Origin of the sequence: Phyllobacterium pellucidum, from assembly GCF_013327855.1 — a bacterium.
In the GTDB taxonomy this organism is placed as follows: domain Bacteria; phylum Pseudomonadota; class Alphaproteobacteria; order Rhizobiales; family Rhizobiaceae; genus Phyllobacterium; species Phyllobacterium pellucidum.
In genome coordinates, this window is sequence record NZ_JABUMX010000006.1 from 190,297 (window position 1) to 209,939 (window position 19,643).

At 58.7% G+C, this 19,643-nt stretch carries 18 protein-coding genes; 15 read left to right on the forward strand and 3 right to left on the reverse strand.

Translation table 11 applies throughout. From position 1 onward, the window contains the following. Nucleotides 1-100 precede the first annotated feature (100 nt). The 6 genes from HQ945_RS20345 to HQ945_RS20370 are packed head-to-tail and all read left to right on the forward strand — an operon-like array spanning nucleotide 101 to nucleotide 5,939. Nucleotides 101-991 (forward strand): dihydrodipicolinate synthase family protein, encoded by an 891-nt coding sequence (locus HQ945_RS20345; protein WP_113280461.1) that lies wholly within the window; start codon nucleotides 101-103, stop codon nucleotides 989-991. A gap of 39 nt (nucleotides 992-1,030) precedes the next feature. Continuing rightward, nucleotides 1,031-1,690 carry a GntR family transcriptional regulator gene (locus HQ945_RS20350; protein ID WP_091951715.1) on the forward strand — a complete coding sequence of 220 codons (660 nt, stop codon included), beginning with the start codon at nucleotides 1,031-1,033 and terminating at the stop codon, nucleotides 1,688-1,690. A gap of 57 nt (nucleotides 1,691-1,747) precedes the next feature. Next, on the forward strand, nucleotides 1,748-3,076 hold the full coding sequence (locus HQ945_RS20355; protein WP_162737161.1) for an ABC transporter substrate-binding protein: 1,329 nt from the start codon (nucleotides 1,748-1,750) through the stop codon (nucleotides 3,074-3,076). A gap of 32 nt (nucleotides 3,077-3,108) precedes the next feature. Beyond that, nucleotides 3,109-4,014: a carbohydrate ABC transporter permease gene (locus tag HQ945_RS20360; protein ID WP_027232835.1), complete on the forward strand. Its 906-nt coding sequence runs from the start codon at nucleotides 3,109-3,111 to the stop codon at nucleotides 4,012-4,014. Between the two features lie 11 nt (nucleotides 4,015-4,025). Beyond that, nucleotides 4,026-4,850: a carbohydrate ABC transporter permease gene (locus HQ945_RS20365; protein ID WP_113280462.1), complete on the forward strand. Its 825-nt coding sequence runs from the start codon at nucleotides 4,026-4,028 to the stop codon at nucleotides 4,848-4,850. Nucleotides 4,851-4,868: 18 nt separating this feature from the next. Further along, a complete protein-coding gene (locus tag HQ945_RS20370; protein ID WP_113280463.1) occupies nucleotides 4,869-5,939 on the forward strand; it encodes an ABC transporter ATP-binding protein in 1,071 nt (356 codons plus the stop codon). 79 nt (nucleotides 5,940-6,018) lie between these two features. Here HQ945_RS20370 and HQ945_RS20375 read toward each other — a convergent pair whose 3' ends face one another. Then, nucleotides 6,019-6,768, reverse strand: a complete 750-nt coding sequence (locus HQ945_RS20375) for an FAD-binding oxidoreductase (RefSeq protein WP_113280464.1) — start codon at nucleotides 6,766-6,768, stop codon at nucleotides 6,019-6,021. A 10-nt stretch (nucleotides 6,769-6,778) separates the two neighbouring features. Continuing rightward, on the reverse strand, nucleotides 6,779-7,384 hold the full coding sequence (locus tag HQ945_RS20380; protein WP_113280465.1) for a sulfite oxidase-like oxidoreductase: 606 nt from the start codon (nucleotides 7,382-7,384) through the stop codon (nucleotides 6,779-6,781). 342 nt (nucleotides 7,385-7,726) lie between these two features. On the opposite strand from HQ945_RS20380, the gene HQ945_RS20385 reads away from it, so the two are divergent. Beyond that, nucleotides 7,727-8,479, forward strand: coding sequence for a FadR/GntR family transcriptional regulator (locus HQ945_RS20385; protein ID WP_228016827.1), 753 nt, complete (start codon nucleotides 7,727-7,729; stop codon nucleotides 8,477-8,479). 28 nt (nucleotides 8,480-8,507) lie between these two features. Here HQ945_RS20385 and araD1 read toward each other — a convergent pair whose 3' ends face one another. Beyond that, nucleotides 8,508-9,500, reverse strand: coding sequence for an AraD1 family protein (gene araD1 / locus HQ945_RS20390; RefSeq protein ID WP_113280466.1), 993 nt, complete (start codon nucleotides 9,498-9,500; stop codon nucleotides 8,508-8,510). A 305-nt stretch (nucleotides 9,501-9,805) separates the two neighbouring features. Here araD1 and chvE point away from each other — a divergent pair, with 305 nt between their 5' ends. The 8 genes from chvE to HQ945_RS20430 all read left to right on the forward strand — a co-directional run bounded on the left by chvE (nucleotide 9,806) and on the right by HQ945_RS20430 (nucleotide 19,389). After that, nucleotides 9,806-10,867 (forward strand): multiple monosaccharide ABC transporter substrate-binding protein, encoded by a 1,062-nt coding sequence (gene chvE / locus HQ945_RS20395; protein ID WP_027232829.1) that lies wholly within the window; start codon nucleotides 9,806-9,808, stop codon nucleotides 10,865-10,867. A 157-nt stretch (nucleotides 10,868-11,024) separates the two neighbouring features. After that, nucleotides 11,025-12,557 (forward strand): multiple monosaccharide ABC transporter ATP-binding protein, encoded by a 1,533-nt coding sequence (mmsA, locus tag HQ945_RS20400; RefSeq protein WP_113280484.1) that lies wholly within the window; start codon nucleotides 11,025-11,027, stop codon nucleotides 12,555-12,557. Beyond that, a complete protein-coding gene (gene mmsB / locus HQ945_RS20405) occupies nucleotides 12,554-13,753 on the forward strand; it encodes a multiple monosaccharide ABC transporter permease (protein WP_027232827.1) in 1,200 nt (399 codons plus the stop codon). The genes mmsA and mmsB overlap by 4 nt, the downstream gene beginning before the upstream one ends. 140 nt (nucleotides 13,754-13,893) lie before the next feature. Continuing rightward, a complete protein-coding gene (locus HQ945_RS20410) occupies nucleotides 13,894-15,531 on the forward strand; it encodes a N,N-dimethylformamidase beta subunit family domain-containing protein (RefSeq protein WP_113280485.1) in 1,638 nt (545 codons plus the stop codon). A 13-nt stretch (nucleotides 15,532-15,544) separates the two neighbouring features. Further along, the gene (locus HQ945_RS20415) at nucleotides 15,545-16,924 is read left to right on the forward strand and encodes an aminotransferase family protein (protein ID WP_246272741.1); all 1,380 of its coding nucleotides are present in this window, start codon (nucleotides 15,545-15,547) and stop codon (nucleotides 16,922-16,924) included. Between the two features lie 7 nt (nucleotides 16,925-16,931). Continuing rightward, complete coding sequence (gene kce / locus HQ945_RS20420) at nucleotides 16,932-17,864, forward strand: 3,5-dioxohexanoate:acetyl-CoA acetone transferase (protein WP_113280469.1); 933 nt, start codon at nucleotides 16,932-16,934, stop codon at nucleotides 17,862-17,864. Continuing rightward, nucleotides 17,864-18,367: a GNAT family N-acetyltransferase gene (locus tag HQ945_RS20425; RefSeq protein WP_113280470.1), complete on the forward strand. Its 504-nt coding sequence runs from the start codon at nucleotides 17,864-17,866 to the stop codon at nucleotides 18,365-18,367. Before kce ends, HQ945_RS20425 begins: the two co-directional genes overlap by 1 nt. Then, entirely contained in the window at nucleotides 18,364-19,389 is a 1,026-nt protein-coding gene (locus HQ945_RS20430; protein WP_113280471.1) for a histone deacetylase family protein, read from the forward strand. Before HQ945_RS20425 ends, HQ945_RS20430 begins: the two co-directional genes overlap by 4 nt. Nucleotides 19,390-19,643: the final 254 nt, after the last annotated feature.

A 19,643-nucleotide genomic window follows, 5' to 3' on the forward strand; every position in this document is an offset into this window, starting at 1 on the left:
TCAGCGCCAATTTCGCTGACTAAAAAGTCAGGACAGACACGTTGACTTTCAACTAACATGTTAGTATGTCTCTAGTGAGCAATGAGATTGGGAGAAGCAGGTGTCTCGGGCTGAACGATTTGGACTTTCCGCAGCATTGACCATGCCTTTTGACGCCGACATGCGAATCGACGTGCCGAAGGCACTCGCGCATGCGCAGGATTGTCTCGGCCGTGGCTGCCGCAGTGTTACCCTATTCGGCACGACGGGAGAGGGCTCCTCGATCGGTTATGATGAGCGCGGTAATGTCATTCGTGCATTTATCGAAGGTGGGCTTGAGCCGTCGCAGATCATTGTCGGCGTGATGGCCAATTCGTATGTCGATGCTGCTGCGCAGTCTCGGCTCGCTCTTGATGCCGGGTGCCGCGGCGTACTGCTCGCTCCGCCGTCCTACTTCAAGAATGTCAGTGACGATGGGCTTTTTGACTGGTTCTCGGCCGTGTTCGAGGAAATAGGTGCGGGCCTACGCGGGATTATCATCTACAATATCCCATCGGTCACTGCTGTCGAGATTTCGGTCGCGTTGGTCTCCCGTTTGCGCGAAGCGTTTCCCGGTGCGATCGCGGGTGTCAAGGATTCCTCGGGCAACTGGACCTATACCCAGGCACTTCTTGCCAAGCACAAGGATCTCGCCATCCTGATCGGTGACGAACGCACCCTGGCCGCAGCGGTTCGGCTCGGCGCGCAAGGGTCGATTTCAGGCATGGCCAATCTCTATCCTGACCGCCTGCTGCCGCTCATCGAAGAGGGCCGCGACGATCCGGCTGTTATCGAGGCTGTCGAAGAGATTTTGAAGTTCCCGGTCGTGCCTGCCGTGAAGGCCATTCTGGCGCATCATAATCAGGACGATGCTTGGCGCCGGACGCGAGCGCCACTGCAGGGCCTTTCGGATACGGACGCCAAGCGGATCACCGGCATTTTCGACCGCTTGTTTATTGCTGCCGCTGCGTAATAAGGGAGTAACTGAGGGCTCGGGGGACGGAGATCGCGTATGGATGATGGCAACGAACCGGTGAGACTGCGAGAAAAAGCCTATGCAAGTTTCACGGAGCATCTCCTTGCCCGCGATATCAGTCCAGGGCAGTTCGTCTCACAACGCCAACTCGTGGCGATGACGGGCATGCCGCTCGGCGCGATTCGGGAACTGGTGCCGCGGCTTGAGGCCGAAGGTCTCGTCCGGACCATACCGCAGCGCGGCATACAGATCGCGCATATTGATATCAACCTGATCCGGGAGGCTTTTCAGTTTCGCCTGTTCATGGAGAAGGAGGCGATTGCGGTCTTTTGCGTTTCCGCTTCCGAGGAACTTCTGGCGAAGCTGCGCAAGGAGCATGAGGATACGCTTGAAGAGGCCCTGCAGAACAGGGAAACCCCGGAACTTGAACTGCGCGCTCAGGCCATAGACTGGGACCTGCATGAAACGATAATCGATTCGCTCGATAACGGGATCATTTCGCGGGCTTATCGGATCAATGCGATCAAGATGCGGCTCATCAATCAGGAGCGGTTCCGCATCACCGGCCGGGTCATTCCGGTCATGCGCGAACATCTCGCGGTGCTGACTGCGATCGAGAGCCGCGATCCGCCGACAGCTATGGAAGCGATAGCCGTGCACATCAACAATGCGAGGAATCTTGCATTGAAGGTTTGAAAGCCCGACACCGGCAATGGGAGTTGCCCCGTCGAAAAACGACACGAGGAGGAGACAATGAGCATGAAATTCCTGAACCCGACACGCCGGCAGTTTCTGGCAGGTTCGGCAGCGCTCGGCGCTGCAAGCATGACCGGCCTGAAGCCCGCATTCGCCAATGTCGACTGGAAGAAATTCGCCGGCACGACACTCGAGGTGAACCTGATCAAGAGCCCGCGCGGCGATATCCTGCAGAAATACCAAAAGGAATTCGAGGAATTGACCGGCATCAAGGTCAATTCCGAACAGACGCCGGAACAGCAGCAGCGCCAGAAGGCGGTGATCGAGCTGACCTCCGGCAAGCCGAGCTTCGACGTCATCCACATCAGCTATCACGTGCAGAAGCGCCAGTTTGAAAAGGGTGGATGGCTGGCTGACCTTACTCCGTTTCTCAAGGATCCAAGCCTTACCGAACCGAGCCTCACCGAGAGCGATTTCGCCGAAGCTGGCCTCGCCTTCGCAAAGGATCAGAATGGCCGTTTCGGCGGGCTCCCCTTTTCCGTCGACTACTGGATTCTCTATTGGAACAAGGATCTCTTTGCCGCGAAGGGCGTCGAGTATCCGAAGACGTTCGACGAACTGGTTGCAGCTGCCGAAAAGCTCACCGATGCCGCAAGCGGAACCTATGGTTTCGTCGCGCGCGGCATGAAGAACGCCAACACCCCCGTCTGGGCGAGCCTGATGCTCGGCTATGGCAAGAGCACCGTGGAGAACGGGACCCTGCAGACCGATACGCCCGAAGCGATCGAAGCGGCCACCTTGTACCAGCGGCTGATGACCAAATCGGCACCTCCCGGCGTCACCGGTTTCAATTGGGCCGAGTGCCAGTCAAGCTTCCTCCAGGGCAAGGTTGCCATGTGGCTCGATGGTATCGGTTTTGCACCGCCGCTCGAAAACCCGCAGAAATCGCGCGTCGTCGGCAAGGTCGGCTACGGCGTCATGCCCAAGGGACCGAATGCCCAGGCTGCGCCGACATTCGGCGACGGCATCGGCGTGACGGAAGGCTCGTCAAACAAGGAAGCCGCCTACCTCTATTGCCAATGGGCAATCTCGAAGGAGATGGGTGCACGCTTGCTGCAGACGGGTTCCGGCGTTCCATTCCGCAACTCCATCCTCAACGACCCAGAAGTGCGCAAGAACGTAACCATGCCGCAGGATTGGGTCACGGCGCTTTCGGAATCGGCCAAGGTCAGCAAGCTCTGTCTGCCCGTCATCATCCCCGTCACCGAATTCCGCGATGTGATGGGTGTCGGACTCACCAATCTTCTCGGCGGCGCCGATCCCGCAACTGAATTGAAGCGCGCTACGGAGGAATTCCGTCCGGTCCTCGCGCGCAGCGAAAGCTAGGCGAAGTCGTCATGACAACAGCTGCCCCGACAATGACCCGTCTTGCGCAAGATGCCAAAGCGAAGAAAGGCAAGAGCAGGCTCAAGCCGAGCTATTGGCCCTTTGTCGTGCCGGCATTGGTCATCGTCGGGGCGGTCATCATTTTCCCCTGGGCGTTCACCCTGTGGATGAGCGCCAATGAGTGGCATCTCGGCGGTGACCAGCGCTTTGTTGGCTTTGCCAACTTCGCCCGCATCGCCGGTGACCAGCGCTTCTGGGAGTCCATGGTTCACACGGTGGTCTACACCGTCTTGTCGGTCGTAGCCCCTCTGGTTCTAGGAACGATTGCCGCCTTGGTCTTTGACAGCAAACTGCCGATGCGCGGCCTTTTGCGCGGTATCTTCGTCATGCCGATGATGGCAACGCCCGTTGCAATCGCACTGGTGTGGACCATGATGTTCCACCCGCAGCTCGGCGTCCTCAATTATCTTCTGTCGCTCGTCGGCATCGGACCGCAGGAATGGATCTTCAACCAGAACACGGTGATACCGTCGCTGGTTCTTGTCGAAACCTGGCAGTGGACGCCGCTCGTCATGCTGATCGTTCTCGGCGGTCTTGCAGCCATGCCACGCGACCCCTTCGAGAGCGCTGAAATCGACGGCGCCAATGGCTGGCAGAAGTTTCGCTATATCACGCTGCCGATGATCCTGCCGTTCATGATGGTTGCCGTGATTATCCGCTCGATCGATGCGCTCAAAAGCTTCGACATCATCTTTGCCATGACGCAGGGCGGTCCGGGAACCGCGTCGGAAACGATCAATATCTATCTCTACAATGTGGCCTTTGCCTATTACGACATTGGCTACGGTTCGGCCCTCGCCGTCGTGTTTTTCATCGTCATCATCACAATGTCGCTGGCTCTGCTTTATCTGCGCCAGCGGACAAAGTGGAATAGCTGAGGAGACCGTTGATGGCCCGCCGCCGCCTGCTGAAGTCCCTCGGAACCGCCCTTGTCGTGTTCGTCATCGTCTCGCCCGCAATCCTCTTCTTTCTGTGGATGCTGTCGCTTTCGCTGAAATATGAAATCGACAACGGCGCGTATCCTCCGATCTTCATTCCGGAGAATTTTGCCTGGTCGAACTACACGGAGATCTTTGCGACAAACGATTTCCTGCACTATTTCTGGAACAGTCTGCTCGTGACAGGCACGGCGACGTTGCTTGCGCTGCTTGTCGGCGTGCCGGCCGGCTACGGCATCGCCCGACTGCGCGCCAACAAGGCAGCCATCGTCGTCATGATCGCGCGCATGACGCCGGGACTTTCCTATCTCATTCCACTGTTTCTCCTGTTCCAAACCCTCGGGCTGCTCGGAACGCTGTGGCCGCAGATCATCATTCATCTCGTGGTGACGGTTCCGATCGTGATCTGGATCATGATCGGCTATTTCGAGACGACGCCGATGGAGCTCGAAGAGGCGGCAATGATCGACGGCGCGACGTCCTGGCAGGTATTTCGCATGGTGGCCCTGCCGATTGCCAAGCCCGGCATCGTCGTGTCGCTCATCCTCGCGGTTATCTTCTCCTGGAACAACTTCGTCTTCGGCATTGTGCTTGCCAGCCGCGAGACGCGGACTTTGCCCGTCGCTGTCTACAATATGCTTTCATTTGAGCAGGTAAGTTGGGGACCGCTTGCGGCCGCCGCCTTTATCGTGACCTTGCCGGTTCTGCTGCTCACCGTTTTTGCGCAACGCCAGATCATCGCCGGGCTTACCGCCGGCGCGGTCAAGGGCGGCTGATTATCCAAGGAGGGTCGCATGGCCTCGGTCTCCATCAAAGACGTCACTAAGACGTACGGTAATGTTAATGTCATGCACGGCGTTTCCGTCGATATCGATGACGGTGAATTTGTCATTCTCGTCGGGCCGTCCGGCTGCGGGAAGTCGACGCTTCTGCGCATGATTGCCGGCCTGGAGGAGATCACCGGCGGCGAAATCGCCATCGGCGATCGCGTGGTCAACGACCTGCCTGCGAAGGAACGCGACATTGCCATGGTATTCCAGAACTATGCGCTCTATCCGCACATGACGGTCGCCGATAATATGGGCTTTGCGCTCATGCTCAAGAATGCGCCGAAGCAGGAAAAGGCGAGCCGCGTCGGCCGCGCCGCTGAAATTCTCGGGCTCGAGAAACTGCTCGACCGGTTTCCGCGTCAGCTTTCGGGTGGCCAGCGCCAGCGTGTGGCCATGGGCCGGGCCATCGTGCGTGATCCGCAAGTTTTTCTATTCGACGAACCGCTTTCGAATCTCGATGCCAAGCTTCGTGTACAGATGCGCAGCGAGATAAAGAGCCTGCACCAGCGCCTCGGCACGACCATTGTCTATGTGACGCACGACCAGATCGAAGCCATGACCATGGCCGACAAGATCGTGGTCATGAAGGACGGGTTGGTCGAACAGATCGGCACGCCGCTCGACCTCTACGACTATCCGGCGAACCTTTTTGTTGCCGGCTTTATTGGTTCCCCGGCAATGAATTTTATCAAGGGCAAGGTCGAAGGCGACGCTTTCGTAACGAGTGATGGTGTGCGACTACCGCTGCCGAAGGGCACGGAGAGAGCGTCTTCCAATGAGGCCATCTACGGCATTCGCCCGGAGCACATAAAGGTCGCATCCGAGGGCGTCGCGGTAAAGGTGGACGTCGTGGAGCCGACCGGATCGGAAATCATGGTGGTGGGCAGGATCGGCGATCAGGAGATCAACTGCCTCTTCCGCGAACGACTCTCGATCCGGCCAGGCGATGTGATTACGGTCTCGATTGACCCTGCACATGCCCATCTCTTTGACGCGAGCAACGGAATGCGCATCGGCAGGCCCCTCGCCCATTAGGGTCGTCCCGGTTGAAAGCGGAATAGCGCCCCAAGCCTGTTTTGTGGGGGTCCTAATAAACTAAGCAAAGGTTGTTTCGCTAAACGCCGTACCGCTCCACACGGATGGAGCCGGCGGGTATGCCTGCCGCGACCAGTGCGTCGGCAGCGGTGGTGACGAATGCATTGGAGCCGCAGACAAACGTTTGCTTGGGCGGAGCCGGAAGGCGGGCCAGGGTTTCGGTGACGATGAATGCATCGATGCGACGCGTATAGTGGTTTGCGCGCGCCACCGGGTCGCGCGTCAGGGCAAGCGCCAAGTCGAAATTGTTTTCTGACTCGGCAAGGGCAAGCAGTTCATCGCGGAAAATCAGTTCATCCCAGCTTCGCGCCGAATAGAGAAGAAGTGCCGGGATAGTCGAATTCCGCGCCTTACGATGGCGCAGCATGGAGACGAGGGGCACGACACCGGAGCCCCCACCGACCAGCAATATCGGCCCGCCATCAGCGACGGTCCAGATGAAGTGTCCGCCGATCGGCCCGCGCAATTCGATCTCGTCGCCGATCTGCGCCACGTCATGAAAAAAGGTCGATACCTCGCCGTCATCGAGCCGCTCGATGGCAAGCTCGATCGTTGCGCCGCTATCGGGAGTAGAGGCGATGGAATAGCTTCGCTGCGTTTGATAGCCGTCCGGCGCGCTCAGCCGGACATCGACGTGTTGGCCGGCCGTGTAGACAAAGGGTACGGACGGAGCGAAGAAAAAGCTGCTGACGCGGGCTGTCTGGCGCACAACCCCGGTTATGGTCGCCGTTTGCCATTCAACCCGCGCGTTCGCCGATTGGTCCTGCACGGTTCAGGCCCTAATCGCCGGTGTAACGCTGTTCCCGCCACGGATCACCATAGATGTGATAGCCGCGCAATTCCCAGAAGCCAGGTTCGTCGCGCGCCGTAAACTGCAGGCCGTTGATCCATTTTGCCGACTTCCAGAAATAAAGGTGCGGCACGAGCAGCCGCGCTGGTCCGCCATGATCAGCGGTCAGCGGCTTGCCGTCGTAGGACGTTGCGATCATCGCCCTGCCACCGGTAAGATCCTTGACCGGCACGTTCGTCGTATAGCCGTCGTAGCCATGCGCGAGAAGAAAGTCGGTGGGCGGTTCGAGATTGGCTTCGGCAAGGATATCGTCGATGAGCACGCCCTGCCAGTGCGTATCGAGCTTCGACCAGGCGGTCACGCAATGAATGTCGCGGGTAAGCTTCGTTTGCGGCAGCGCGTTGAACTCGTCCCAGTTCCAGGAGATGACCGGCTTCGGTCCAACTTTGAGGGTGAACTTCCAATCTTCTGTGAGAACCCGCGGCGTCGGACCGGCAGAAAGAACCGGAAAATCTTCTGTCAGCGATTGCCCCGGCGGGACGCGATCCTTGATTTCAGGGGATTGCCCCCGTCCCGTAAAGCCGCGTGTCGTCATGTCTGCTGTCTCCTTCGATTTATAAGAACACAGCTTCCAGCCGCGGCCAAGTGCGCGGCACCAACCGTCATGTACACCAATGCGCAAGTTGTTCTGAAAAGCGATCAATTAATGCAAGTGGCGACGTGCAAGTCCCACGGTTTGCGATAATAGGGACGTCGAACGACCGATCAAAATGACTGATTCGGGTGTGCATAAAGCTTTGTAGATTGTTATTGATATTATTATATTATAAATAGAGGCAAGAGGTTGGGAGGACAGCTGGGAGGCATTGCCGCTTACGCGCTAAGCAGCGGCAAATGTTGGCTGATTTTGCCCACGAAGCACATAGCAGGCAAAAAGTTGGCAGACAACGATCTCCTCAACTATGACTTCCGCACGGCGGGCCAATCACGTACCCATCATGGCCACGTCATGCGTGATCTCGGCCTGAAGATCATCAGCGGCGCTTACCCGGAAAACACGATTCTGCCCGGCGATGCCGAACTCCTGGATCGGTTCGGTGTCTCGCGTACTGTTCTTCGTGAGGCGCTGAAAACGCTTGCTGCCAAGGGCCTCATTCAGCCGAAAGCCAAGATCGGCACGCGGGTGCGCGAGCGTTCGCACTGGAACCTGTTCGACCCCGACATCCTCGTCTGGCATTTCGAGGCAGGGGCAAGCGCCCATTTCCTTTCGAGCATCGTCGAGATGCGGCTGGCTCTGGAGCCGGAAGCGGCGGGCCTTGCTGCCCTGCGCCGCACCGAGGATCAGCTTGAAACGCTCTACCACTGGGTTGGCAAGATGGGCAGCGCGAGCGAATCCGCCGCCGATTTCGTCTACAGCGATCTGCAGTTTCACATCGCCATTGCCGAGGCCTCGGGAAACCCCTTCATGCGATCCATCAGTGCGCTGATTGAAGTCGCGCTGGTCACCACGTTTACCATTAGTTCGCCGATCCCGAACTCCGAAAGCCACGTGCGTTCCGTCGCAAGGCACGCGGCAATCGCCGACGCCATCAAGGCCGGCGATGCGGAGGCGGCGAAAGAGGCTATGCGTGTGGTGATACGCGAAGGCGCCGAGCGCGTCGTCGCCGCGGGGCAGGGGACCGCCGGGTAGAGTCGGCGATCCGCATATTGCCCAGAGTCTAGAGAGTTTTGACTTTCACCTTGGACGTCTTTTCGATTTTGAGCGGGTTGCGAAGCGGCAAACCGAACGCCGGCGCTTCGATTTCGAAGATGTCGCCATTTTCTGCCTTCACACCATCGGCAAAAGAGAGCGTGGCCGTCCCGAACATATGCACATGAACGTCGCCGGGCTGGCGGAATACACTGTATTTGAAATGATGGTGTTCGAGATTGTCGATCGTGTGGGACATGTTGTCCTCGCCCGACAGGAACGGCTTCTCCCAGACGGTCCTGTTCTTGCGCAGTATGCGCGACGTTCCGCGGATATCAGCAGGCAGGTCGCCCACGATCAGCTCTGGACCGACAGAACAGGGCCGAAGTTTGGAATGAGCCAGATAAAGGTAGTTGACGCGCTCCATGACGTGATCGGAGAATTCGTTCGCCAGAGCAAATCCAATGCGAAACGGCGAACCGTCGGGGCCGATGACGTAGATACCAGCAATCTCCGGTTCCTCGCCCGCATCGTCAGCGAAGGCGGGCGACAGGAGTGGCTCGCCTGGTGCCGTCAGCATCGATCCGTTGCCCTTGTAGAACCATTCCGGCTGCACGCCGGTCTGGCCCTTCTTGGGCTTGCCGTTGTCGAGACCCATGCGGAACATCTTCATCGAATCGGTCAGCGTCTCTTCCTTGGCGTCGCCGATTTTGCGGTGCATAGCGTCGCGGGTCGCCGCGGAACCAAGATGCGTAAGGCCGGTACCTGTGAGGTGGATATGCGCCGAATCATGGGTATCGATCGGGGCAAGGAGGCGGTCCTCCCGATAGGCCGCTTCGACGTCTACCTTCTTGCCCAGGCCGCGGCTTTCGACAATTTCTGCGATATTGGTCTTGGCCTCGATGGCAGCATGAGCGAGTTCGAGCACAGACTTTGTGCGCTTTACGTGCCGGAACTCATCGCCAACACGTGCGGCAACCTGCCGCTTTCCATTGGCATTGATCAATTGAACCAAATTCAAGGCTTTCCTCCCGCATATTTGGGTATATGAATTATAGGTCCCACACATAAGCGGCCGAACCTTCTTCCAAAAATAATATAATAGTATTATATTGATGTAAACGGCTTGGCCGGCTAATGCCGCCGAGCGTCGCCAGGGGGTCGCGACATTTTTTCGACACACGTAAAGGCCTATTTCAAAAGTAATACTTTTGCGATAAGTGTTGTGCGACCCCGCTCTGGGAGGAACTGGTTCGGTGCACAAAATCCAACGGCTGAGGCTAGGATTGCCGCATCGAATTTGATGGAAAACTGGGAGGAACAGACGTGAAAATCCTGAAACTATTTGCTGCAAGCCTGCTCGCATTGAGCGTGTTAGGCGCGCAAAGCTTTGCTGAGGACAAGGGCACTGTCGGCATTGCGATGCCAACGAAATCCTCGGCCCGCTGGATCGCCGATGGCGACAACATGGTCAAGACGCTGAAAGAGCGCGGCTACAATACCGATCTGCAGTATGCGGAAGACGATATTCCAAACCAGCTCGCCCAGATCGAGAACATGGTCACCAAGGGTGTCAAGGTTCTGGTCATCGCAGCGATCGACGGTACGACCCTATCGAATGTCCTTCAGCAGGCACATGATGCCGGCATCAAGGTCATCGCCTACGACCGATTGATCCGTGACAGCCCGAATGTCGACTACTATACCACGTTCGACAACTTCCAGGTTGGCGTGCTCCAGGCCTCGTCACTGGTGAAGGCACTTGGACTGCCGGACGCGGCCGGCCCGTTCAACATCGAACTCTTTGGCGGTTCGCCTGACGATAACAACGCCTTCTTCTTCTACAATGGCGCAATGTCCGTCCTGCAGCCGCTGATCGACAGCGGCAAGCTCGTCGTACAATCTGGCCAGATGGGCATGGACAAGGTCGGTACGCTTCGTTGGGACGGCGCCGTCGCCCAGGCACGCATGGACAACCTCCTCTCGGCCTACTACACCGACAAGAAGGTCAATGCCGTTCTGTCGCCCTATGACGGTCTGTCGATTGGTATTCTCTCGTCGCTGCGCGGCGTCGGCTACGGCACCAAGGATCAGCCATTCCCGTTCGTTTCCGGTCAGGATGCGGAAGTACCGTCGGTCAAGTCGATCATTGCCGGCGAGCAGTATTCGACGATCTTCAAGGACACGCGTGACCTTGCCAAGGTAACGTCCAACCTGATTGACGCCGTTCTGAAGGGCGACCAGCCGGAAATCAACGACACCAAGACGTACAATAACGGCGTCAAGGTTGTTCCGGCCTACCTGCTGAAGCCAGTCGAAGTCGACAAGTCCAACTGGAAGGAAATTCTCGTTGGATCCGGCTACTACAAGGAAGACCAGGTGAAGTAATCAACCGAACTGAAGCGAACCCTGCGCCTTACCGCGCGGGGTTTGTTTTCTTGACAAGTGGCTTTGGCGGAATCCGGTGGTAATGCACCGCAAAGCCCAATAAAAATGCAAAGGGAGCGATGCCGGACCAGCGGTCGCAAGGGCATCGATGAGGACCTTGATGGATACTATCCTCGAAATGCGCAACATCACCAAGACGTTTCCTGGTGTGAAAGCGCTCAACAATGTCAATCTCAATGTGCGCAAGGGTGAGATTCACGCGCTCGTCGGCGAGAACGGTGCCGGTAAATCGACGCTGATGAAAGTGCTGAGCGGCGTTTATCCGCATGGCAGCTACGAGGGCGAAATCCACTACAAGGGTGAAGAACAGCACTTTCGCGATATCGCCGACAGCGAAAGGAAGGGCATCATCATCATCCACCAGGAACTGGCTCTGGTTCCCTTGCTGTCCATTGCAGAGAACATTTTCCTCGGCAACGAACCGGCAAAATTCGGCATCATCGACTGGCATGTCGCAGAAACGCGTACCCGCGACCTCCTTGCCAAGGTCGGGCTCAAGGAAGATCCGCTGACGCTGATCACCAATCTCGGCGTCGGCAAGCAGCAGCTTGTCGAAATCGCCAAGGCGCTTTCCAAGGAGGTCGAGCTGCTCATTCTTGATGAGCCGACAGCGAGCCTCAACGAAAAGGACAGCGACGCGCTGCTTTCCCTCCTATTGGAATTCAAGGCGCACGGCATCTCCTCGATCCTGATTTCGCACAAACTCAATGAAGTCGGTAAGGTTGCCGATCGCATCACCGTCCTGCGCGACGGCGCGACGATCGAGACACTGGACAAGAAGGACATTTCCGAGGACCGCATCGTAACCCTGATGGTCGGGCGCCAATTGGCGGATCGCTTTCCGACGCGGGACCCCAACATCGGCGAGGTGGTGTTCGAGGTGAAGGACTGGGTCGTTCACCACCACATCCATGGCGACCGAACCGTCGTCAACGGCATCAATCTCAATGTGCGCAAAGGCGAGGTCGTCGGCATTGCCGGATTGATGGGCGCGGGCCGCACGGAGTTCGCCATGAGTGTCTTCGGCAAGGCCTACGGCCAGAAGATCAGCGGCGAGGTTTTCATCAAGGGCAAGAAGGTCGATGTCTCGACAATCGGCAAGGCGGTCGACAACGGCATTGCCTATGTCACGGAAGATCGAAAGACCTACGGGCTCAACCTGATCGACCATATCAAGCACAACACGACGATCGCCCATCTCGACGGCGTATCGAAGAATGGTGTCATCGACGACATGGCCGAGCTGAAAGTGGCGAATGAATATCGCCGCAAAACGAACATCCGCTCGTCGAGCATTTATCAGAAGACGGGCAACCTTTCCGGCGGCAATCAGCAGAAGGTGGTTCTGTCGAAATGGCTCTTCGCCAATCCCGAACTTTTGATCCTGGACGAGCCGACGCGCGGTATCGATGTCGGCGCAAAATATGAGATATATTCAATCATCAACCAATTGGTAAGCGAAGGCAAAAGCGTCCTGATGATCTCGTCGGAAATGCCGGAGCTGCTTGGCGTCTGCGACCGGATCTATGTGATGAACCAGGGCAGGCTCGTCGGCGAAATGCCGGCAAGCGAAGCCAGCCAGGAAAAGATCATGCGCGCCATTATACGTGCTGAAGGGAAAGCATCATGACTATCGAAACAGCAGCAACGCAGGGAAAGAAGGATTTCAAGACCGACGGATCGGCCGTGAAAGGCAATTTTCGCGAATACGGTCTGGTGCTCGCCCTGATCCTCATCATGATCTTCTTCCAGTTCACCACGAACGGAACGCTTTTCCGCCCGGTCAACCTGACGAATCTGGTGCTGCAGAACAGCTATATCATCATCATGGCGCTGGGCATGCTGCTCGTCATTGTGGCAGGGCACATCGACCTTTCGGTCGGCTCGGTCTCGGGATTTGTCGGCGGGCTTGCCGCCGTGATGATGGTGCAGTGGCACATCCACTACATTCCCGCGACCATCCTTTGCCTGATCATGGGCGGCGCCATCGGCGCGGCGCAGGGCTATTGGGTCGCCTATCACAAGATCCCGTCATTCATCGTGACGCTCGCCGGCATGCTTGTCTTCAAGGGCCTTGCACTCTGGCTGCTCGGCGGCCAGTCGGTGGGACCATTCCCGCAGCAATTCCAGCTTTTAAGCTCGGGTTTCATTCCCGATGTTTTTGGCGGAACGACCTTCAACATAACCTCGATGCTCATCGGCATCGTCCTCGTCGCGCTCATGATCTATTTCAGCATTCGCGGACGCGCCAAGCGTGAGAAGCATGGCTACCAGGGTGAGCCCTTTGCGCTCTTTGTCGCCAAAAACCTGATCATTGCCGGCATCATCCTTTACCTGACCTATCTGCTCTCGTCCTATAAGGGGCTTCCCAACGTCCTCATCGTCATGTCGCTGTTGATCGCGCTCTTCGTGTTCGTTACCAAGCGCACGACCATCGGGCGGCGCATCTATGCCATGGGCGGCAACGAAAAGGCGGCGAAGCTTTCGGGCATCAAGACCGAGCGGCTGACTTTCTTCACCTTCGTCAACATGGGTGTGCTTGCGGCTCTCGCCGGACTGATTTTCGCGGCGCGGTTGAACACCGCAACGCCGAAGGCCGGCCTCGGCTTCGAACTCGATGTTATCGCGGCTGTGTTTATCGGCGGCGCTTCGGCGATGGGTGGTGTTGGCCAGGTCATGGGGGCTGTGATCGGCGCCTTCATCATGGGCGTCATGAACAACGGCATGTCGATCATGGGCGTCAATATCGATTGGCAGCAGGTGATCAAGGGACTGGTTCTCCTCGCCGCCGTCGTCTTCGACGTTTACAACAAGAACAAGGCATAGTCGCTTTTCTGAAAACAATCGTCGACCGGCCGTGCAAGGGTGCGGCCGGTCGTTGATAGCGCCAGCATTGCCCCGCCGCATTTTGACTATTCGTCACGGGGGATGGATGAATGTGAACGATCCTGGCCAGGGAGGTGGCCATCGTGCACGCAAGATCTGATTTTCCCGACTTTGGACTGACCGAATCCGAACGGCGTGAAGCCGTGCTCGGCCACTATTACGAATATCCGGGCATGGATGGCGATCGCGGCGAAATCTGGTGCTACACCGACGCATGGTCCTATGAGCCGGGCGCACGGGTGACGCTTTTCGTCAGTTCGACGGCGCCGACTTTCGCTATAGAAATCTTCCGCGATGGTGCTTCGGTCGAGGTTGTCTTCGAAGCCGAGAATATCAGTGCTTACTGGCAGGAAACGCCGGATCAATGCTCCGTCGAAGGGTGCGGCTGGGAGGCGGCATTTGATTTCAATATAGGAGCGGAGTGGCCGTCCGGTGCCTACCGGGTGCGATTGACCGCGGAGGGCCGCAAGGGCGCGCCCATCGCCTGCGACCATCTGTTTATCGTGCAGCCGGCGCCAGGGCGAAAAGCCGGCCGAATCCTCCAGGTCGCGGCCAGTGGAACATGGGCCGCCTATAACAGCTGGGGAGGCTCCAATCACTATCAGGGCATAACCGGCCCGGAGCGCAATCAGTTTGCGCCGATCGTGAGCATGGAAAGACCGTTCGGGCGAGGCTTCGTGCGCCTGCCGGCGACAGCCCCGCGGGTGCCGCTCGAAATCACGCTTCCGCCTGCGACGGTGCCGCGCTATCCGCACATGGAGTGGGCTTATGCCAACGGCTATTCCAAGAAATATGCCTCTGCGGGCTGGGCCAGCTATGACAGCCACTTTTTTCGCTGGGCGGAGAGTGCAGGCTATGGCATCGATCTTGTCACCCAGCACGAACTGCATTTTTCCCCCGATCTGATCGGTTTCTATGACTGTGTCGTCTTCGTCGGCCATGACGAGTACTGGACCTGGGAGATGCGCGATGCGGTTGACGACTATGTCGATCGCGGCGGCCGTGTCGCCCGCTTTGCCGGCAACTTCATGTGGCAGACCCGCCTCGAGAACGCCGGCAAGCGTCAGGTCTGCTATAAATATCGCGCCCGCGCCGAAGACCCCTTCTATCACGCGGGCGATATTCGCCGCGTCACCAATTCATGGGAGGCGAAGGAAATCGGCCGCCCGGGCGCCGAGACCTTCGGCCTCAATGCCACGTATGGACTTTATGCCGGCTGGGGCGGCTGCGCACCGCGGGGCGCGCGCGGCTTTCCAATCTACCGGCCGGAGCATTGGGCTTTCGCGGGGACGGGCATCTATTATGGCGACGTCCTCGGTGCAGATAGCCACATTTTCGGCTACGAGGTTGATGGCCTAGACTACGTGATCCGTCACGGGCTGCCGGAGCCGACTGGCGAAGGCAACCCGCCGGAAGGATTGCAGATTCTTGGCCTTGGTCTCTCCTCGCTCAAGGAGGAAAGCACAGATATCCCTGCGGACACCCAGTTCCTCGGCGACGAGGATGCGCTCTTCGTTGCCGATGTTCTTGCCGGCAATCATGGCGAGACTGCCGTAGAGCGCTACAAGCGCGGCGCTGGCATGATCGTAAACTTTCCGCGCGGCAAGGGCGAGGTCTTTCACGCCGGAACCTGCGAGTGGGTTTCAGGGCTCTTGCGCCGCGATCCAATGGTCGAACGTGTCACTGCCAACGTTCTCGACCGCTACCTTCAACGATAACAACGGAATAAAGATGTCCAGCCAGCCAATGCCGAAGATCACGCCTGCACCGCGCGCCGCGTCGCACCTGTTCTACCAGAGCCGCTTGCGGCGTCCGCTCGTCGACCGGGCCGAGGGTATTTACCTGTGGGATCAGGCGGGCAACCGCTATATCGACGGTTCGAGCGGCGCCATGGTTGTGAATATCGGCCACGGCAATCGCCATGTGATCGAGACGATGAAGAAGCAACTCGACAAGGTCACGTTCGCATATCGGCTGCATTTCGAGAACGAGCCCGCCGAAGATCTCGCACGCCGCATCTCGACCTATATGCCGGCGGGCATGGACAAGGTTTTCTTCGTCTCGGGTGGTTCGGAAGCAGTCGAATCCTGCCTGAAGTTCGCCCGGCAATACGCGCTGGCGATTGGCCAAAGCCGGCGCTGGAAGGTCATATCGCGCTTCCCCTCTTATCACGGCGGCACGCTGGGTGCGCTTGCGGTTACGGGCTATGCGGCGCTCACCGATCCATTCCGGCCGATGATGAAGGAAATGCCGAGCATTCCGGCGCCCACCGCCTATCTCGACCGCGATAATTTCTCGATGGAGGAACGGGGCCTGCGCTACGCCGACAAGCTCGAAGAAGCCATTCTCGCAGAAGGGCCGGAAGAAGTCCTTGCGTTTATCATGGAGCCGATCGGCGGCGCATCAACCGGCGCGCTCGTCGCACCGGACAGCTATTACAGCCGGGTTCGCGAGATTTGCGACCGCTACGGCGTGCTTTTGATCCATGACGAAGTCATGAGCGGCGTTGGCCGCACCGGCAAGTTCCTCGGCGGCGACCACTGGAATTGCCGGCCGGACCTCATCGCCCTTTCGAAGGGTTTCGGCTCCGGATATAGCCCGCTCGGCGCCATGGTAGCACCCTCGCGCATGGTCCAGCCGGTGCTTGACCATGGCGGCTTCCAGCACGGCTATACCTATGCCGGAAATCCGTTGGCCTGCGCTGCCGGCGGCGCGGTTCTTGACGAGATCGAGCGGCATGATCTCGTCGGCAATGCCGCGGCCATGGGCGAACTTCTCAAGGCCGAGCTCGTTGCGCTGGCCGCCCGCTATCCGTTCATCGGCGATGTGCGCGGCAAGGGCTTGCTTCTCGCTGCGGAATTCGTCTCCGACAAATCGACGATGCGGCCATTGCCGAAGGAGAAGAACGCCTTCCAGCGCGTCGTCGATATCGCATATGACAAGGGCCTCATCATCTATTCGCGGCGTACGCGCGGCGGAGTCGAGGGCGATCATTTCCTGGTATGTCCGCCGATGATCATTACCCGCGACGAGATCGTGGAAATCGCAAATATGCTTGACGATACGCTGCGCCAGCTCGCAAGCGAACTCGATCTTCCCGTCAACGGTTGAGGGCGATATGGCGAGGAAAAAAGTCATCATCACATGCGCGGTCACCGGTTCAGTTCATACGCCGACCATGAGCCCGTACCTTCCCGTCACGCCGGACGAGATCGCGACGCAGGCCATCGATGCGGCGGAGGCGGGCGCTTCGATCCTGCATCTGCATGCGCGCGATCCGCAAAGCGGCCGGCCCTCAGCCGATCCGGCCGTGTTTATGCAATTCCTGCCGCGCATCAAGCAGGCCTGCGATGCCGTCATCAATATCTCGACCGGCGGCAGCTCGGTGATGACGCTCGACGACCGCCTCGCTGCGGCGCTTCGCGCCGAACCGGAAATGTGTTCGCTCAATATGGGCTCGATGAACTTCGGGCTTTTCCCTGCCCTTGACCGCTACACCGCGTGGCAGCACGACTGGGAGCCGCAGCTTCTTGAAGCGACGCGCAGCACCATCTTCAAGAACACGTTCGCCGACATGGAGGATATTCTGAAGCGGCTCGGTGAGGGCTGTGGCACACGCTTCGAGTTCGAATGCTACGATGTCGGCCATCTCTATACGCTTGCCCATTTCCGTGATAGCGGGCTTGTCGCTGGGCCGCTTTTCATCCAGTTCGTGTTCGGGGTTCTCGGCGGCATCGGGGCTGATCCTGAAAATCTTACTCATATGAAGCGTATTGCCGACAAGCTCTTCGGCGACAGCTACGATTTCTCGGTGCTGGCAGCGGGTCGACACCAGATGCCGATGATTTCGATGGCCGCCGCGATGGGCGGCAATGTGCGGGTCGGCCTCGAGGACAGCCTCATGCTCGGGCGCGGCGAACTTGCTCGGTCCAACGCGGATCAGGTGCGGCGCATCAGGACAGTTCTCGATGCCCTGTCGCTCGATGTGGCGACGCCTGCCGAGGCGCGCAGCATGCTCGCCTTGAAGGGCGGCGACCGGGTGGCCTTCTGATGGCGCCGGTGTCCATTCGCCTCGCCGAGGCGAGCGACGTGCAGCTCTTGCATCATGCGATTGTTGCGATGGCACGGGGCATGGGGTCTGAAGCGCGGGTGACGAGTTCGCCGGAGGATCTTGCGCGCTACGGTTTCGGCGACAAGCCTGCTTTCGAAACGCTCATCGCCGAGATCTGCGGCGCCTTTGCCGGCATGTGCCTGTACTTTCGAAGTTTCTCAACCTGGCGCGGCAGGCCCGGCATCTATGTCCAGGACATTTACGTCGAGCCGGCCTTTCGCGGCAGCAGGGTCGGGGAGCGGCTGCTCAAGGCGGCTGCCGCCCGCGCCCGCGAAAACGGTGCCGCTTACTTGCGGCTTTCCGTTGATACGGCCAATCTCGGCGCCCAGAATTTCTATGGCCGCCTTGGCATAGAGTGGTCGCAAGCCGAACATATCCACGCCATATATGGCGACGCCTTTGTCGCATTGGCGGAACATGAGATCGACGAGGAGGGGCGATGAAAACGTTCTATGCGGAAGAGCAGCGGCGTCACGACCCGAAGGGCTTCCTTTCGAGCGGCGCTCCGCAGCCCAATCCGGAAAAACCCGTACGTATCGATCGCCTGCTTGCCGGCGCGCGGGCCGCAGGTTGCAGCATTCATCACCCGTCCGATCATGGCCTCGCCCCGATCGCAGCGGTGCATTCGCCGGAATACCTCGAGTTCCTGCAAAACATCCATCGGCGCTGGCAGTTGATCCCGGGCGCCTCGCACGAAGTCATTCCAAATATTCACCCGATCAATCGCTCCGGCAGCTATCCAGCCTCGGCGGTCGGCCAGGCCGGCTACCACATGGCCGATACGTCCTGCCCGATTTCCGCGGAAACCTTCGAGAGTGCCTGCTGGAGCGCCTGGAGCGCGGTGGAGGCAGCCGCAACGGTCATGTCGGGTGAACCAGCCGCCTATGCTCTCTGCCGGCCACCCGGTCATCACGCCTTCGCCGACGTTGCCGGCGGGTTCTGCTTCATCAACAATTCTGCGGTCGCCGCGCAAACGCTGCGCAAGCATGCTGATCGCGTGGCTATTCTTGACGTGGATCTGCATCATGGCAACGGTACGCAAGGGATTTTCTATGGCCGAGCCGACGTCCTGACCGTGTCGATTCATGCCGATCCGGTGCGCTTCTATCCATTCTTCTGGGGCTATGCCGACGAGCGCGGCGAGGGGGCAGGGCTCGGCTATAATTACAACCTGCCGCTCGCACGCAAATCCGGCGACGATATATTTCTGGAAGCTCTCGACTCCGCATGCCGGCGCATCGAGGCCTTTGCACCGCAGGCGCTCGTCGTCGCCCTTGGCCTTGATGCCTTCGAGGGCGATCCTTTCGGCGGGCTCTCGGTATCCACCGCGGGATTCGCAAGAATTGCCGAACGCATTGCGGCCTTGCGCCTGCCGTCCGTCATCGTTCAGGAGGGCGGCTACCTCTGCGATGCGCTTTCCGACAATCTCACCTCGTTCCTGACGGGCTTTGGCTCGATGCGCTGAGGCGGCCGGATGTTTGGTTAAGAATGCGTTGTCGGCAGGCATGAAATCGCGCTTATCCACAGTGTTGGTTGGTGGTTGGAAAAAGTTTCGGGAAATTGAAAAAGGCGTGTTGACAGTTTTGTTGGGCGGGGTCTATATACCGGCACAACGAGGGCGGGGCGCCGCTGGCGGTTGCTGAATGCGCCCTAAGGTTTGCAGGATGGTTGGTTGCGAGACTGACGTGTTGATGCAAGCGGTCCTTGGCAAGGTTTAAG